18 protein-coding genes and 1 pseudogene are annotated in these 16,844 nt (G+C 49.8%); 16 read left to right on the top strand and 3 right to left on the bottom strand.

Features of this window, described 5'->3' with window-relative positions:
* The first annotated feature begins 101 nt into the window (after positions 1-101).
* From ACN0YH_RS02130 to ACN0YH_RS02080, 11 genes are all read left to right on the top strand, one after another.
* Entirely contained in the window at positions 102-845 is a 744-nt protein-coding gene (locus ACN0YH_RS02130; RefSeq protein ID WP_417377900.1) for a DUF4339 domain-containing protein, read from the top strand.
* A 62-nt stretch (positions 846-907) separates the two neighbouring features.
* The gene (locus ACN0YH_RS02125; protein WP_417377899.1) at positions 908-1,456 is read left to right on the top strand and encodes a hypothetical protein; all 549 of its coding nucleotides are present in this window, start codon (positions 908-910) and stop codon (positions 1,454-1,456) included.
* Between the two features lie 278 nt (positions 1,457-1,734).
* A complete protein-coding gene (locus ACN0YH_RS02120) occupies positions 1,735-2,103 on the top strand; it encodes a DUF1257 domain-containing protein (RefSeq protein ID WP_417377898.1) in 369 nt (122 codons plus the stop codon).
* Positions 2,100-2,288 (top strand): DUF2997 domain-containing protein, encoded by a 189-nt coding sequence (locus tag ACN0YH_RS02115; protein ID WP_417377897.1) that lies wholly within the window; start codon positions 2,100-2,102, stop codon positions 2,286-2,288. The genes ACN0YH_RS02120 and ACN0YH_RS02115 overlap by 4 nt, the downstream gene beginning before the upstream one ends.
* 54 nt (positions 2,289-2,342) lie before the next feature.
* On the top strand, positions 2,343-3,827 hold the full coding sequence (locus ACN0YH_RS02110) for an AAA family ATPase (RefSeq protein ID WP_417377896.1): 1,485 nt from the start codon (positions 2,343-2,345) through the stop codon (positions 3,825-3,827).
* Positions 3,828-3,914: 87 nt separating this feature from the next.
* On the top strand, positions 3,915-4,859 hold the full coding sequence (locus ACN0YH_RS02105) for a hypothetical protein (protein ID WP_417377895.1): 945 nt from the start codon (positions 3,915-3,917) through the stop codon (positions 4,857-4,859).
* Positions 4,860-4,872: 13 nt separating this feature from the next.
* Positions 4,873-5,118: a hypothetical protein gene (locus ACN0YH_RS02100; RefSeq protein WP_417377894.1), complete on the top strand. Its 246-nt coding sequence runs from the start codon at positions 4,873-4,875 to the stop codon at positions 5,116-5,118.
* A gap of 92 nt (positions 5,119-5,210) precedes the next feature.
* Positions 5,211-5,432 (top strand): hypothetical protein, encoded by a 222-nt coding sequence (locus tag ACN0YH_RS02095; protein ID WP_417377893.1) that lies wholly within the window; start codon positions 5,211-5,213, stop codon positions 5,430-5,432.
* 82 nt (positions 5,433-5,514) lie between these two features.
* Positions 5,515-5,757 (top strand): hypothetical protein, encoded by a 243-nt coding sequence (locus ACN0YH_RS02090; RefSeq protein ID WP_417377892.1) that lies wholly within the window; start codon positions 5,515-5,517, stop codon positions 5,755-5,757.
* Positions 5,758-5,804: 47 nt separating this feature from the next.
* A complete protein-coding gene (locus ACN0YH_RS02085; protein WP_417377891.1) occupies positions 5,805-6,128 on the top strand; it encodes a hypothetical protein in 324 nt (107 codons plus the stop codon).
* Positions 6,080-6,271 carry a hypothetical protein gene (locus ACN0YH_RS02080; protein ID WP_417377890.1) on the top strand — a complete coding sequence of 64 codons (192 nt, stop codon included), beginning with the start codon at positions 6,080-6,082 and terminating at the stop codon, positions 6,269-6,271. The genes ACN0YH_RS02085 and ACN0YH_RS02080 overlap by 49 nt, the downstream gene beginning before the upstream one ends.
* A gap of 311 nt (positions 6,272-6,582) precedes the next feature.
* Here the strand turns inward: ACN0YH_RS02080 and ACN0YH_RS02075 are convergent, their stop codons facing one another.
* Positions 6,583-7,059 (bottom strand): hypothetical protein, encoded by a 477-nt coding sequence (locus ACN0YH_RS02075; RefSeq protein ID WP_417377889.1) that lies wholly within the window; start codon positions 7,057-7,059, stop codon positions 6,583-6,585.
* Positions 7,060-7,177: 118 nt separating this feature from the next.
* Here ACN0YH_RS02075 and ACN0YH_RS02070 point away from each other — a divergent pair, with 118 nt between their 5' ends.
* The 3 genes from ACN0YH_RS02070 to ACN0YH_RS02060 all read left to right on the top strand — a co-directional run bounded on the left by ACN0YH_RS02070 (position 7,178) and on the right by ACN0YH_RS02060 (position 10,273).
* Complete coding sequence (locus ACN0YH_RS02070; protein ID WP_417377888.1) at positions 7,178-7,912, top strand: hypothetical protein; 735 nt, start codon at positions 7,178-7,180, stop codon at positions 7,910-7,912.
* Positions 7,913-7,956: 44 nt separating this feature from the next.
* Positions 7,957-8,613: a ThiF family adenylyltransferase gene (locus ACN0YH_RS02065; protein WP_417377887.1), complete on the top strand. Its 657-nt coding sequence runs from the start codon at positions 7,957-7,959 to the stop codon at positions 8,611-8,613.
* A 394-nt stretch (positions 8,614-9,007) separates the two neighbouring features.
* On the top strand, positions 9,008-10,273 hold the full coding sequence (locus tag ACN0YH_RS02060; RefSeq protein WP_417377886.1) for an IS110 family transposase: 1,266 nt from the start codon (positions 9,008-9,010) through the stop codon (positions 10,271-10,273).
* 572 nt (positions 10,274-10,845) lie between these two features.
* Here ACN0YH_RS02060 and ACN0YH_RS02055 read toward each other — a convergent pair.
* The gene (locus tag ACN0YH_RS02055; protein ID WP_417377885.1) at positions 10,846-11,388 is read right to left on the bottom strand and encodes a hypothetical protein; all 543 of its coding nucleotides are present in this window, start codon (positions 11,386-11,388) and stop codon (positions 10,846-10,848) included.
* Positions 11,389-11,671: 283 nt separating this feature from the next.
* Positions 11,672-11,839, bottom strand: a pseudogene (locus tag ACN0YH_RS02050) (ISNCY family transposase); the annotation flags it as partial.
* Positions 11,840-12,623: 784 nt separating this feature from the next.
* On the opposite strand from ACN0YH_RS02050, the gene ACN0YH_RS02045 reads away from it, so the two are divergent.
* Together ACN0YH_RS02045 and ACN0YH_RS02040 are read left to right on the top strand one after the other, a co-directional pair.
* The gene (locus ACN0YH_RS02045; RefSeq protein WP_417377884.1) at positions 12,624-15,620 is read left to right on the top strand and encodes a hypothetical protein; all 2,997 of its coding nucleotides are present in this window, start codon (positions 12,624-12,626) and stop codon (positions 15,618-15,620) included.
* Between the two features lie 100 nt (positions 15,621-15,720).
* On the top strand, positions 15,721-16,656 hold the full coding sequence (locus ACN0YH_RS02040; RefSeq protein WP_417377883.1) for an ATP-binding protein: 936 nt from the start codon (positions 15,721-15,723) through the stop codon (positions 16,654-16,656).
* Positions 16,657-16,844: the final 188 nt, after the last annotated feature.

Below are 16,844 nucleotides of genomic sequence, written 5' to 3'. Positions count from 1 at the left end.
CGCAGATACTGACTAACAGCAGAACCCGTACCAACTGAGACCACAATCTCCTGTGAATTCCATACTCAACTCAAACCCTATTCAGAAGATCGGTATATACCATGCATGAAGAGAGTAACAAAACGATTGAATGCCCCCAGAGCCAGTGGTGGCTGGCGAAGAATGGTGAGGCGGAAGGCCCTCTGTCTCACCAGGAAATCAGTGATGCCTTGAAGGCAAACCGAATCAGCTCGGTAGATTATGCCTACTCATCAGCTGAAAAGCAGTGGAAGCCGTTATCTAACTGGGATGAGTTCGAAACCGGAGCTGAAGAATCCGCGTTGCAACATCCTCCGACTCTTCCTGTCGACAGTTATCATATCGAGCCCCTGATCACTAATCCCAGGCTGCCCGCCATGGCAAACTGGATCTGTATCTATACGCTCCAGATCTCTCCCTGGCTCTGGTGCCTTTATACTGCTTCAGAAATGATCAGTGGCACCACGTTAGACGAAAATGCGCCTCTGGTGGGCGTGGAAGCCTTGGCGATGTTTGTCACCATTCTCGTTTCACTGGGGGTGACGATTTCACTGTTCATCGGCGGGGCCCGTCTCAGAGCGTTAAGCCGTTCCGGGCCGACGATCATTATGCTCAGTATCGTATTTGCAATTGCGGTCCACCTACTGTTGTTCCTCGGGATGATGGTGGTGATTACGATGACCGATCAAAATAACTTCGCCTCAAAAACCGTGGCAGTCGAGTTGATTGATTTTTTTGTAGGGATTGTCGGACTGTGTGAATCGGCGTTTCTGCTCACCGCTTTTTTCTGGCTGAGGCGGAATGCCCGTTATCTACCCCTCTCCTGAAGTTCCAGCATAAACAGAACAGTGACGATTGAAAAACTTGAACAGGAAGGAGAACGAGCCTCATGACCGAATATCTTGTCCCCGAAAACCGGGAAGCCACAGAGTGGCGGTTTGATGACCAGGGTCTGCTCGCAGGCCCCTATTCTTATAACGAACTTCAGGAATATGTAGAACTCGGTTACATCCAGCCGGATACTGAGATTTTTCACGACGGCGGCCGGAAATATGAGGCATTCGAGATCGGATTGTTCCCCGACTTCGTCCCTGAAAAAACAGCCCCTGCCGATGAGAATACGAACACGGTCGCGCACTTGCCTGGCTGGAATTATCTGGCCGGAGTGGTAGTGTTATCTTGGGTCTCCGTGAACGTACTGCCGTGGGTGCCAGCTGGTCACTGGTTTCACGGCGTGAGACCATACTCGATGATCGTCGGTGGCTTCACAGTAGTTTTAATCGGCTGTTATACGTTACTGACAGGGACAGCGCATGATTCCAGAGGTAACCCGGAGCATAGACCCGTGGCAAACAGAATTGCAGGACTCATTACGATTGTAATTGGTGTTTCCTTGATCGCTGTCGGAGGTCAGTTCCTTTTATTCGGGAAGAGATAACCGAGCAATAATTATGGCGGGAAACCTCAGTGGATTAAAATTGACGGCATTCCAAATCAGCAGCCAGAGCCTACCTGAGAGTTGATCATTCACTTCCGCCGATCCTAATCCTACCGCCTTTTGGTTTAGTTCAAAGCCACAGGCATCACCATAGTCAATCCATGAACGCCACAGCAGTTCCAAACGCCCTGGAATGGTCTCACCACAGACTGTTTCAGGGCGTTTTTCGTTTCCAGCTCGATAGTATTACACGATTTATTTCCAGAAGGAGTGCTTTTATGTCTCACATTGTTCAGATTCAGACCGAGGTGCGTGACCCGGTCGCTATTGCTTCTGCCTGTCACCGGCTCAAACTCCCGGAGCCAGTCCAGGACACGTTCAAACTCTTTAGTAGTGAAGCCACCGGCTTGGGAGTGGAATTGCCGGAGTGGCGTTATCCCGTTGTCTGTGACACAACCAGTGGTCAGTTGCAGTATGACAACTTCGAGGGACGCTGGGGGGATCGGAGCCATCTGGACCAGTTTCTCCAGTCCTATGCCGTTGAAAAAACGCGCATCGAAGCGCGCCGCAGGGGGCACACGGTGACGGAGCAGACTCAGGCTGATGGCTCCATCAAACTGACGGTCCAAGTGGGAGGTTCCGTATGACTCAGATCATTGAAATCACCGTTGCCACAGATGGCCAGACCCGCGTTGAAACCAAGGGCTTTTCCGGAGAAGAGTGCCGTGAAGCCAGCCGATTTATTGAAACAGCTCTCGGCAAGCGGACAGAAGAGCAACTGACTGCTGAATTTCATCAGCAACTGGGGCAGCAGCAAACAAACCGTCAGTAATCCTGAACGGTATCCAATCTAAAAAGTACTTTCTAAATTGAAAGGGAGATCAGCTTGAATATTCGCACTCGACTAACAGAATACGTGAGGGCCTGCTTTACCGGGATCTGGATCGAATCCCACGAACACCAGGAGGCCCTGACTGAGATTGCAGAACTCTGCCGGGATGAACAGTGGCGACTTGCTACCTGGGATATTGATGCGGGATTGAACATCCCCGGACAGAGTGAGACGGAGGCTGCCGGTTCCGATCCACTGGCCGCCATCCGTACGGTTAACGCACTGGCGACACCAGACGGAACAGCGATCATCGTGCTGCAGAATTTTCATCGGTTCATGCAGTCAGCCGAAGTCGCACAGGCCTTATCGCGTCAGATTATCGCCGGTAAGCAGAACCGCACGATTGTGGTGGTGCTCTCTCCCGTCGTACAGATCCCGACCGAACTGGAAAAAATGTTCGTTGTGGTTGAGCATGATTTGCCTGATCGTGAACAACTGACAGAGATCGCCCGGGGAATCGCCACCGAAGCAGGTGAATTACCTGAGGGAAACGAGCTGCAGACAGTGCTTGATGCCGCTGCTGGTTTGACGCGCATGGAAGCAGAGAATGCGTTCAGCTTAAGTCTGGTTCGACAGGGACGTATCACCGCCGATGCGGTTTGGGAACTTAAAACCCAGACGCTAAAAAAAAGTGGTCTGCTTTCACTACATCGGGGAACCGAAGATTTCAGCAGCCTGGGGGGCCTGTCAGCCCTCAAGGCGTTCTGTAAACGGGCTCTTCTGCAACCGAGTCGTGATAATCCGATGAAGCGACCACGGGGCGTCCTGCTGCTGTCTCCGCCTGGTTGCGGGAAGTCACAGTTCTGCAAGGCCCTGGGAAAAGAGGTGGGGCGTCCGGTGCTGATGCTGGATGTGGGAAGCCTGATGGGGTCATTAGTAGGAGAATCTGAACAGCGAACACGTCAGGCGCTGCGTGTGATCGACGCCATGGCTCCCTGTGTAGCGATGATTGACGAAGTCGAAAAGGCGTTTTCGGGCATGAACGGAAACGGGGACTCAGGTGTGTCGTCACGCATGTTCGGTGCGTTCCTTTCCTGGCTCGCCGATCATCAGTCTGATGTGTTCGTGGTCTGTACTGCCAATGACGTTTCCAAACTGCCTCCAGAATTTGGACGCAGTGAGCGGTTTGACGGCATCTTCTTTCTGGACCTGCCCAGCCGGGAAGAGAAAGCGGCCATCTGGGATCTGTATCTCACGCAGTTTGAGATTAACCGGGACCAACGGCTACCGGAAGACGAGAACTGGACCGGTGCGGAAGTGAAGTCCTGCTGCCGTCTGGCGGCGTTACTGGATCTGCCGTTGGTGCAAGCCGCTCAAAACGTGGTGCCCGTCGCAGTGACTGCTGCGGAATCGGTCCATCAACTGCAGTCCTGGGCCAGTGGGCGCTGCCTGTCTGCGAATCAGCCGGGAATTTATCAACGGGCTCAGAATAAGTCCCGTTCCCGGCGCAGCCTGAGCCGTGAGACAGCAAAGAACTGAAAGCACTTTTCCTAATTTAACCTACCAGAGCCGGTGCGTGACACAGATTGTCATTCACGGGCTTGTTTTGTTTCTGGAGATCTCGATATGTCAACATTACTGGAAGAACCGCATACTCAGAGCACCAACGTCGCCAGCGATCGACTCCGGTCCAGTATGGCAGCGGCCCGATTGAGTTTTACCTGGCTGGGTGTGCGGAAGTCGCTGACAGCCCAGCAGAAGAATCAGGCCGCCGATTCGTTTGGAGCTGAGGGGAAATTCCTATCTGCGGGGAAGAAGCTGCTGGATACGCGTCATGCGGCGTTTAAGGCAGTGACAGCCATTCGCGGTCAAACGGTTGCGTACTGGAAAGGTGCGTCGCTGCCCTTTCCAGAGCCGGGGATACGCCTGATCCGTCAGGCTGCGATCTCTGATTTCGATCAGCAGATCGCCGCTTTCCGCGAAGAGCTGGATGAAGCCGTATTTGAACTGGATCGCCATTATGATGAGCTGCGGAGTGCCGCCCAGAATCGGCTGGGGGATTTGTTTAATCCCGATGATTATCCGCCGTCGCTGATCGGGATGTTTGCCATCGAACATGACTACCCGTCAGTGGAACCACCGAATTATCTGCAACAGCTTAATCCCGAACTATATGTGCAGGAGTGCCAGCGGGTGCAGTCTCGGTTTGACGAGGCAGTGCAGCTGGCAGAGCAGGCGTTTTTAAGTGAGCTGACGCAGATGGTGGAGCATCTGACAGAACGTCTCAGTGGACGGCAGGATGGAAAGCCGAAGGTCTTTCGCGATACGGCAGTCACCAACCTGACCGAGTTCTTTGATCGGTTTCGCAGTCTCAATATCCGGTCGAACGAACAGCTGGATGAGCTGGTAGAGAATGCCCAGCGTGTGATTACAGATGTTGACCCACAGCAGCTGCGTAACAGTCAGGCGTTAAGAGACCAGGTGGCGTCACAGATGTCTGTGGTTCAATCCGGCCTGGATCAGTTACTGGTGGACCGTCCCCGCCGAAAAATCCAGCGACGACCACGTTAACGAGGGGGAGTTGATGCAATTATTGATTAAACCGGACGGCGGCGTTCGCTGTCTGTATGACGAAACACTTGATCTACAGGGACTGGGCCAGCTGCACATCGAACGCGGTTCCCATGTCGAACCAAATGCAGACGGGCTATGGATGGCCGATTTGTCACCGGTCGCAGGACCGCTGCTGGGGCCGTTCCCCAGTCGCAGTGCTGCACTGGACGCAGAACGTGACTGGCTCAATCAACACTGGCTGATTTCCGGCCCGTGATGTAATTCTACCTCGTCTGGCGCGGGGTGGTTGTGTATTTCTCATGACCATCCTGTGTGGGTGGTCGTTCTTTTTTATCCAAGGAGTAAACGATGACCCAACAAGACCTGGACAATGCAGTCGCCTCAGCCACCGGTGAAGACCTCCATGCGATCCGAAAGCGAGGCTTCAGTCTGGCTGACCCACTGGAAGTGGACTTTGATCCGGAGCCGGATAATCACCCACCCCAGACAATGGACTGGGATGCCTGGGAGCTGGAATCGAATGTCTCCCTGTTCGCTCAGCCGTTCGGCAGATTCCCGGGACTGACCTGAAATCACAGGATCAGGTAACCCTCCTCATTTCCAGGGAACCATGATGATTCAATAGAACCAGCGTTCTTTCTCTGCGGGACAGATGATGGCAACGTCGGATGTACTGCTCCAGATTCCGGACTATGAAGTACAACGGGCACTGGCCCGGCATCTGGCCGGAGACTGGGGTGACTGCTGCCTGGAAGACGCAGAAGCCAACAATGCGGCCCTGCAGACAGGCGGTCGTCTGTTTTCCGTCTATCATACGGCAGACGGGATCACATTCTGGATTATTACCGAAGCAGATCGTTCGGCGACGACGGTGTTGTTGCCGGAAAATTACTGAAAATTCACTCACAACGGAAAGTTGTATTCTTAAACAAGGAGTAACGTATGCAGATTTTATTCATCAATAATGACGGTTCAGGTTTTGCAGACCAGATTCAGATCACAGAAGGCACGACAGTGGAAGCCCTGTTTCAGCAGCGGGTTTCCCACGGTCGTCCGCAGGACTACCTGATCCGCGTGAACCGTCAGCCGACCACCGCCGGTTATGTTCTGCAGGAAGGAGATCGTGTTTCAATAACTCCGACCAAAATCGAGGGTGCGATATCCCGACAGCACATCACCGTGTTTTTACTTCCTGTTCCCCCACCGAAAGGAGCCCCATGGGAGCCCGACAACGTCTTAACAGTCTCAACCTGCTCGCCGTCCTGATGATTTCAGCCATCATTGGCGGCGTCGTGCAATCGTGGCTGTTGTTTCTGATCAGCGCCGTTGCACTGGCCGCTATCCTGATTCATAGCGGTGATATTCGTCCGACTTCCCGCTCATCCCGGAAAACAAGGCAGCGACGCTGAATCTTGTTGACATTTTCATTTACAGAGGCCACCTGCCACAACGGGTGGCCTCATTTCATTTAAGGAGAAGGCTTTCCATGAACCAACCATACCCGCAGCGGCTCTGGATCAGGGCTGCTGTTAAGATTCGGGAGCAGTACCAGTCGCAGGCGACCGGGTTTCCTACTGTGAATTCACCACCGGTGGACCAGTGGACGCGGGTCATGCGTCTCTCACGGCTGCTGACGAAAGCCCAGCAGCGTCACTGTCCGGTCGCCTTCCAGCGTTGTCTGGAGCAGTATAAACATTCTGTGTCTCGAATGATTCACGCTTTAACAGCCTGTCAAAGCGAGCTCACCGCCATCAAACGACCGACGGTGGTCCCGTCTCTGCGGGATCTGGTCGACGAACTTTGTTCCCTGCCAGATGAATTCGAGGAAACCCGCATCGACTGGTCCGAACGGGAAATCATCGTCCGTACTCCGCCCATAATCCTGAGGAATGTCAACCTTGGTGAATTTGAAATCCGGCTTCGCTGGAGTGAACTTGGTGATCCCCAGCCCTATCAGGTCATTTCTTTGTCTCAAACCGGCACAGATGACGTGCATCATCCCCACGTCCAGGGAGACACGCTCTGCGAAGGAGAAGGGAAAATCCCCATCACCCAGGCTCTGACAGAGGGCCGTTTGGGGGATTTTTTCTTGTTGGTGCAGCAGGTCCTGCAAACCTATAACCCGGGTTCTGCCTACGTTCCTCTCGATCGCTGGTGGAATACTACTTGTGCGGACTGCGGTGACTCCTTGGACCATGATGAAAGTGGCCCCTGTTCGAACTGCGAACATCGGATCTGTGAATACTGCCGTCGCAGTTGCACAGCCTGTGGCGATCACCTCTGTGCGAGTTGTGCTGACACCTGTCCGGAATGTGATGACACGTTCTGCCGCTCCTGTCTTTCTGATCAAACCTGTTCCCATTGTCTTGAAGAATCCCTGGAGAATGAATATGCCTCGTCCGAAAACTCATCCCCTGACGCGCCGCCTGCTGCAGCGACCCCGTCGGAAACGTCCGAAGCAGCGGAAACGTCGTCCGCTCCGGTTCAGCCCGTATGCCTGGGCCAAACTGCTCTACCTGCGTGACCGGGGGCCGACTGAAGTCGGTGGATTCGGGATTACTGAAGCTGCCGATCCCCGTTTCGTAACAGATATTGTCCTGATCAAGCAGACTTGCACTGACGTGACGGTCGCTTTTGACGATGCCGCGGTCGCGGATTTCTTTGATGACCAGATTGATGCAGGGCGACGCCCGGAAAACTTTGGGCGGATCTGGATTCACACGCACCCTGGTTTTTCGGCGCGACCCAGTCAGGTTGATGTGGAGACGTTTGCCCGCGTGTTCGGAAACTGTGACTGGGCCGTGATGTTTATCCTGGCCCGCAATGGCGCCACCTACGCGGAGCTGAAACTCACCGAAAAACCACAGGCGGAAAAACTGCCTATCGGTATTGATTTCAAACCGGAGTTCGCTGCCAGCAATCAAAGTGCCTGGGAAGCGGAGTATCTGAAATGTGTGCAGGAAGAGCCATTACCACCGCTGTGGGATCTGGCGGAATGGCTGGATGAGGAATTTGCTTATACCGAGCAGTGGCCTGTAATTCCCATCTAAGTAACCCCGTTTTTTACTACTTCGAATCATTATGAGGAGAGACCATGAATCTTATATCCGATCGTTTTGTCCGCCAGTCAGAACTTGTGCCCATGGATAAACTCAAACCATTGACTGTCACGGTAATTGGCGTGGGTGCCATCGGGCGCCAGGTGGCCCTGCAGATGGCGGCCCTGGGAGTACGGCGGCTGCAGTTGATCGACTTCGATCAGGTTGAGCCGACTAACATCACGACTCAGGGATACCTGGCAGCAGATCTGGGACGTGATAAGGTTGAGGCAACGGCTTGTGCCGTGCAGGCCATTGATGCCAGCCTGGAAGTGGAACAGGTAATTGATCGCTTCCGGCCCGGGCTAGTAACAGGCGAAGTAGTATTTGTCTGTGTGGATTCGATCAGCAGTCGGTCTGCCATCTGGCGATCGCTACAGCATCAGTGTGCGTTTTGGTGCGATGGACGGATGCGGGGGGAAGTGCTGCGGATTCTCACGGCCACTGATTCGAAGTCGCGGGACCACTATGACACGACACTGTTCACCCAGGCGGAAGCACAAACCGGTGCCTGCACTTCCCGCAGTACGATTTACACGGCCAGCATTGCAGCCGGATTGATGCTGCATCAGTTCACGCGCTGGTTACGCAGTATTGTTACGGATTGCGATATGACGCTGAACCTATTGGCAGGCGAGACTACAGTAAGCTGACAACTAGACCATTTCACGTTTCCTCAACACGAACCAGCGAGATAAGAGCAGGCAGGCCACCTTCGATGGTGGCCTGCCTTCATTTTTTTTTTTTAACGGGTATGATGAAAATCAAGTCGCACTGTCAGCAAATAAGTCGTTGCCTGAGTCCGCAGAACCGGTTGTAATTAATGGTACCGGGTCACGGGACGAGGTGCGATCTGTTTTCCTAATCTATGGTATGAGTGGGTCATTCACCTCGGGGGCTGGCCGATGATAGCTATGGGTCTCGAACCCGTTTTTTTAACTGGCCACCCCGCGGCCCACCCGGTTGAGTCACGAACTCGAAGAGGTAGTTGCCGAATGGCCCATGTTTTCTTGCTACCCACTCATCCAGCATTCGAGGAGGTTGTGTATGATGCGGTATATAGGGCTGGACGTTCACAAACACTTTATTGAGGTTTGTATAACGGACCGAAAAGGAAAGATTCTTGAACGGGGTAAAGTGAATTGCCAGCGTGATGTCCTGCTGGAATTCGCAACAAAGAAACTCCGGAAGCATGATCGAGTGGCCCTGGAAGCAACGACAAATACGTGGGCCGTTGTCGACTTGATCCGTCCTCATGTGAAGCAGGTCGTTGTCGGCAACCCAATGAAGACCAGGGCGATCGCAGAAGCAAAAATCAAGACTGATAAAGTCGATGCTGAAGTATTGGCCCATCTTCTGCGTTGTGACTACCTGCCATCTGTCTGGCAACCAGACGAACGAACTCAAACGCGGCGTGCTCTGTTAACGCACCGTAATGGCCTGATGAGTCGACGAGGACGCCATATGAACCGCGTCCAGTCAATGCTCGCGAGGTTAATGATCAAGCCTCCCTGCAAGTACCTGTGGTCAAAGACTGGGGTTGCTTGGCTTGAGACACTGGAATTGTCTCCCGTCGACCGACTGATGCTGGACAGTCAGCTTCGGCAAATCACCCAGGTCAACCAGGAACTCGAGATTGTCGATCAGCGTCTCGTTGAGATCGCTCGAAATGATTCCCGAGTCCGACTCCTGATGACACTTCCTGGAGTGAGCCATGTCGTTGCTGTGGGACTACTGGCTGCGATCGGTGATATTGAGCGTTTCTGTGATGGCAATCATGCCGCTTCTTATCTGGGGCTCGTGCCTTCAACACGACAGTCAGGAAATAAGTGCTATCACGGAAGAATTACAAAGATGGGAAATCCCCACTGCCGCTGGCTGCTGACTCAGGCCTGCCAGCATGTATCGCGTCACCCAGGTCTACTGGGAGCATTCTATCGCCGACTGGTGAAACGCAAACCACGTCAGGTAGCAATCATGGCTTTAGCACGAAAACTGGTAACCATCGCCTGGCAGATGCTCAAACAGAATGAACCTTACCGATATGCCAAACCTATGCTGATGGCAAAAAAGTTCACGGATCTGGATCGTAAGTATCGGCAGGAGCAACGAAGAACTCCTTCGGCTGCGAGAGCGAAGGCAGGAGATGGCCTGACGGCAGTCTACGACGAAATTGGATTCACGGATTCATTATCCCTCAATCAAGTTCCCGATGGAGAACGCCGCATGTTAATTGAAAAGGATGTGATGATGTTTGTTGAAGAGCTGTACCGCCCAGTCAAGAAAGATAAATCTACTCGATCAGACAAATAGCATGAGCTGGGATCGTCCTGACGGACTGATCCCAGCTCATGCATTTTTTTATCTATCGCAAACCGTAATGCGGAGAAAGCAAGCTTGGATTTTTAAGGCATCACTCCGATGTCCGAAACAAATCATGATCATCAGGAAAACGGCTTCCGACCAGGAGTGGCCTCATCGGAAACCGTACGCGCTTCGGCGCATCGTCGGTCCAGTTATTCCTTGTTCGGTTGCGTCCCCGCAGAGCCGAACTCTGCTTCACTGGACAAAATCATTGTACCAAACCAGATTTTAAAATTGCGACTAGAATTTCTCAGAGGTACCTATCAGAAAAATTGAGTAAAATGGTGGAAGAAGGTTTATTACAGAGTCCCTGAAATCAAGTTGGAAACCGACGGGGCTCGCCCAGCATCTTCAAGTACATCAAAGAGTTTTACAATCGTGAGAGATTCCATTAATTTCTGGACTATCAGAGCCCCGAAATGTTTGGAAAATCAGCGTCTACTATTTCTGACGAACTTCAATATCTGGCCGTTTTGCAAATCCACTCTATGATTATCCGTGCTGCTTGAGCAATTGCAGTACTAAGAACGGGTGTCTGGAAGTAAGTGCAACGTCTGCTGTAGATCTTCCAGGGTGAAATACCAGACAACATCGTTCCAGTCAAATTCACAGTAATTGCCATCATGTTGCCGCAAAGCCAGATCCTCACCGCTATTTAAATTACAGACGAGGACTGAATCGACTTGCCATGTACGAGCCGTGGAGCCACCTGCTGGTGCATGCTTGGACAAGGTAGCAACGAGCAAAACCTCTCCTTCAATTAGCTCTTTTTTTGATCTCGCATACTTCCAGCCCAGATATGGTTTCTGAGTGAATCGCGGACTGCGAACCTCTGGCAGCGGTCCGGAAACGACTTCAAGCTGGACGTCCTGGTCAGCTTCGGTAAAACAGATCTCGCATACTTCGTCGTCGTTTCTCCGCATCCAGTCAATAAATCCACATCTCGGGCACCGCAACAACTGATAGCCTCTCTCACGTGCATGCTGCTCACAAAAGAGGATTTGGCCAGACTCTGTCTGAGCTGCTGCCAGCTTACATCCGATTTCCTGACATGTTTTTGACATAACTAAATTTCTTCTTTTTATGAACTGTGACATCAGCGGAGAATTCAGAAATCGAGTGTCGAATCGCATCGTTCACACTCTTCTCACTCTGTGGTTCGTATATTCGGATCGCAAGTTTGTCAATGAAATTCTACTGAGGATCGCCGCCCACATCAACGGCGACAGTCGCACCGCTCTGGACGAAGGGGCTGACATATTTATGTGCTGGCATCCGTGCGGCTGGGCTGCGACTTCTCCACTCCGAGCGGTCGCGACTTTGGGTTCCCCCGTGCTATTACACTCTGATCACCGATTCCACTCCCGTATGATTCTGCTGAGTCGATAGAAACTCGTCATCGGTCAGTTGAATCGCTGACTGCTTGACGCCGGTTCTGGGAAGTCACAGATGATCGACAATCTCAGTCAATTCCCTCTGGTTGTCGGGAGAATTAAATCCACGGTGGAACAACAGGAACATCATGTCGGTTAAGGACTAATGCACCGGAGTCAACTGTGATAAAGCAGGGAAAAACCCGACTTCTAAAAACCACTTTTGAAATCAGCTGATCACGCTTCCGAATCTTCCGGCAACTGTTCCATTTCCTGCTCGGTGAACTCAGCGCGTTGCAGATAGAACGTAAACTTCACAATGCCTGTTTCGTCGTAGCAGTTCTTATCGATATTCAATTCCCGAACCAGATTAACAGGTGTTGATCTGTGTTGCCTTCAGTTACGGCTCGTCCCAGGTGAGGACAGTGAGGGCTTCTGTGAATATAAAAAGTGCTTTTTAAATTTGTTTTACCTCAGCGATAGTCGTGACTTCATCCACGTTCCCGGAATTCGAGCCTGCGGCTGAATGCAGGATATCACGGCCACAGGCTCCCTGGAAAGGAGTTACATTATCGTGAAAGCCGAAGTCCACCTGGACTTCTTCCCGGGAATGGTGAGGCCGCAGAAAACATCACAGGACTGAATTTTCCGGTCACGGATCACTCACGGCTTAAGATCTAGAGATCGACACTGGTTCTTTTATCGGTAGCGAGAATGGGAAGCTGAAGGGGACAAAATAATCCATAAATATCTTGATCTTTTACCCTCAAAATTAGGTAAACACCTTCGATCTCTATTCTTTATAAAAAATCACATTGAAACCAGTTTACCTGTCCCGCATCCGATGTTTGTCTCGCTTAGTAATCACTTGAGCCTTCTGTAGAGCTCGTATTCAAACTTACGACCAGAGATTGAAGGAAAACCCGATGACAAAACGCGACCAAAATGACCGTCATATAAAATGGTTGAAGCGGCTTACGGAAAAGCCTATCGAAATTGCCATTGATACTGAGTATCAGGATGCTCAGACACTTACCGTTCAAGCCGCGGCAAGGAACCCTATAGGGGATATTATGGTTCAGCTTTTTCATTCTCCTAGCATACCATCTTTACCTGAAGATTTTGACCTGGATGAATTTTTACCGACAACAGAAGAAGGTTATGGTAAATATTCGCACAAGTTTATTCTCGGAACGCCTTCAATCCTCCACGTTCAACTTTCACCAGTCGAAATTCTAAGTAAATTATTACGCTTACCAAATCTCGAAGGGATTTCAAAAGCAGAAATCGAACCATTAATCCAAGATCGGAACCGGAAATATCGAGAAGCTAAATGGGATTCTGAGAAAGAACAATGGAAACTTCCCACTATCAAGATTGTACTGATCGGACATTTCCTGACTGCCGATATAGGTCGATCGTTCGGAAGCTCCTTTAATCATTCGCTCTTTCACAGAGACAAATTCAAGTCCTCATCTATACAACTCGCCAATCGTAGCATTCTGGGGTTTATCGAAGAATATGCAAATCACACAGTTAACAATCCGATCATTGAGTATGTGAAATTAGGCTCTACCCGGCTTTATCAAGTTCGGATCGAAACACGGGATACAATACTGCCTTTCGGTAAAACAAACCTGAATAACCTATCAGATATTTTCATTAATCAGAAGAAAGTCGATTCTATTTCCAAGGCTGAATTAGCTGCCATGTCGAATACGTTTCGTACCAGAACAAATGAAGCTTACGGTTATGCAATTGTTGACGTTGTCAACACATTACTGATTTACGAGCAGATGAAAAAGTATGACTCTGATATCTATAGCGAATTCGAAGTACCGGAGATCGATATACCAGAAATGGCGGCAACAATCGGCGGTCGTGTCAAAGATTTCATTCTCACAATGACCACTCAATCTATAAAAAATTCTCAAAACCTCTCAACGGAAAGCGAAGTCAAGAAGCTCATGCGGAAGAGCGGTATTTCCCCATTGCACGGCCAGCACGGGACAAGTCGGTTTGGCCCTCAGACGGGACGATTTCATGGAGGACTAACGTTTAGCCGAACATCAACAACAATCTGGCATCATTCTCCGGGAATGCTTAGCGATGTCGACCTTGCAGGATGTTACAACAATATTCTAGCGAACATGAACGTGTATTGGGGACGTCCGATTATTCTCGAACCCGGGAGTCAAAATATAAATCTAGCCGAAGGGGTAGAGATGGTTCGCAAGGTATCCTACGACGATGCGTGGTATATCCGTGTAACAGGCGAATTCTTACATTCAGAAAACACTCTGATCCCTTCAACTCTCGAATCACTGAATTATGAGAACTACAGGGAAAAAGTCGGGCGTGAACGGATCACTGCGCTTCAAAAAGAAGCTGAAAGGTCTGACGAGGAAGACAGTGGCGCTAAATTGTTCTCTCGTCGGATTGACTCAGGTATCGTTACTTACGATACCTGGTTGACGATTCAAGCTCTCCCCGAGTCGATGCGATCTGAATATGAACAGTTACGCGTTGAGTCAATCGTCTTTTACGATAAAAGAATGATTGCCAAAACCGGTGAGGAATTCGATCAATTGATTGAGGAAAACAGGACGGGAAAGTTACCCTGGAATTCAGTGTATCTCGAAAGTGAAATGACCCTGATACATAAAGAATTGATCGATCATGACTATGTAGCCATAGAATTTCCTATATCCACATTTGCACGTGAAATAGGGAATAAGCGTCGCGAGGCTAAGCAGAAACACGGAAAAGGGAGTGACTGGGACTACGTCTGGAAAATGCAGGCGAATACGATGTTCGGAGTCTTAGTCTGCAAACACCATCCTACCAACAACATAGTCGCTGGTAACATTATAGGTGCCAGGGCGAGATCTCAAGCCTATACAATGATTCAGTCATTGAATGGTTTACAAGTCATCACAGACGGTTGTACGTATCGGCGTGACCGGATTCCAGCATGCACGTTCACAGAGTGCCTGGAAATCATGCCTGACTACCCTCTACGTCATGCTGATGAAGAGTCTGGTATCCCTTTTCACGATCCAAAGAAAATACCGACTGATGATAATAAGTTTTCCAGCTGGTACCTGGAACACCTGAAGCGTTTCTTCAACGTTTCGGATTCAGAGTACGACAAATTCTTCGGTATGCACACTCTCGAGCATAAAGAGACAGGGAAACAAGGTCCTAAAACCTTTGACGCGATCGCCTGCGACGGATGTAGTAATCACATCAAATTACTCGAGAAAGAAGGGGACTTGGAAATCAAAGAGAACAAAATGCGATCGTTTCGAGATGAGAGTAAGGAAGAGTACGGGACATGGATCATGAAAACCTATTCCGAAGACAACATGACTGATTTACCTCCGATCACTACGGATAAGGTTCTTCTAAAACTCAAGCCCGCTAAAATGTTCGCGAAAAAAGTGATCAGGAACGATCCCAATGCAGAGGTTTATCTCCCGCTTAGCTTGGAATTAAAAACTGTGAAGGCATTTAAACTCATTAAGTTGTCAGCATTCATCTTTCAGACCCCCGACCAACGTCGCTTGTTTACACGACAAGTGGAACGATTTCATGAGAAGACATCCTGCGGTCTCGAGTTGTTGGTATTACGTCAATCCAAAGGAGAGCGTCAAAAAGGATCTGTCGAGAACATCCTCCAGGAAATTTATGATTATATACAACTCGGAGGGCGGGATTTAACGAAAAAGTTGAATCTCAGAGAACAACATCTATCAGAGAAGTTGCGAACTGTAACAGATAAGAGAAGAAAACAGATTCAGAAATTGAAGGATAAATACGACGCGGAGTTATTTGCCAAGATTGATATGAACACTCTCGATAAGACTGAGATCATCACAGGGATTCTTATTAACTCAGACAACCTGTATTTAGTTTTATGATCCGACTCTTGAATATCACTTTGACGGAAAAACAGGCTTTATAGCAAGAGAGTATATTCCGTCAAACTACTCCCCGAATTTCTCTATTACAGGAAGTATCATGAATACATCACAACCCAACCGTAGCAAAGCTCGTGTTCCCGAGTCGAAACGTCCTGGAGAGGCTATCAAAAGATATGGTTTCATTCAATCCGGGAAATTTGCAGAATTAGATTGCGAACATGACTGGTTAATTGAGGGTATTCTTATCAAAGGGCAAGCGGGTGTGATCGGTGGCCCGGCTAAATGTCTCAAGACGGGAATCGTAATCGACATGGCTCTCAGCTTGGGATCAGGAAAACCTTTCTTAGGAGAATTCGATGTTCCTACAGATTGTCGAGTAGCCGTTATGTCCGGAGAAAGCGGTAAATCGTCACTACAAGATACTGCGAAACGGGTTTGTAAATCCAAGAATACGAGTCTAGAAAGGATAACTAAAGTGCATTGGGCTTTTACGCTACCCAATCTGACAGATGAAGAGGACTTGTCAAAATTAGGTGAGTTTCTTGAGTTCAGGGAAATTAAGGTAGTCTTTATTGATCCGTTGTATTTATGTCTCTGCGGTGGAAGTAAAGTTATCTCTCCAACAAATCTATATGAAGTAGGGCCTATACTCAGACGGATGACGGAAACCTGCGTGAAAGCTGGTGCTACTCCCATCATCGTCCATCATAGTACGAAGGGGACTGCAAAAGCTTCTGAAGACTCACCGATCACGCTGAACGATCTGGCATTTGCCGGAGTCAGTGAATTTTTTCGTCAGTGGGTGCTTCTTAACAAGAGAGAGGAATATTCTCAGGCTGAGGGTTTCCATCAGATCAGAATGTCAGTCGGTGGGAGTGCAGGGCAATCAGGGTGTTGGAATGTGGATGTGAGAGAAGGTGTCTTAGGAAAGAACTTTCAAGGAAGAGGGTGGGACGTTCAGGTGAGGGACGGACTGGTTGCTGACGGGAAAGAGAACTTTTCAGAGATGGGATACGACGATGACGAATTTTGAAAATTTAAAAAGTACTTTTGAAATCCTTTTATGATACCGGAAAAACGAGATCCATGATTATATTCAAAGGGAGCCTGTGGCTAAAGGTTGATTGATAGAGCCGGAGGTTCCTTTTAAACTGTTTGAGTATTCAAGTTCGATGATTCAAAGACTGTATTCTGACGGGGATGTAGAGAGGATGCATAACC

It is taken from the genome of Gimesia sp. (assembly GCF_048262075.1).
GTDB lineage: Bacteria > Planctomycetota > Planctomycetia > Planctomycetales > Planctomycetaceae > Gimesia.
This window is presented reverse-complemented; position numbering and strand designations above follow the sequence as displayed.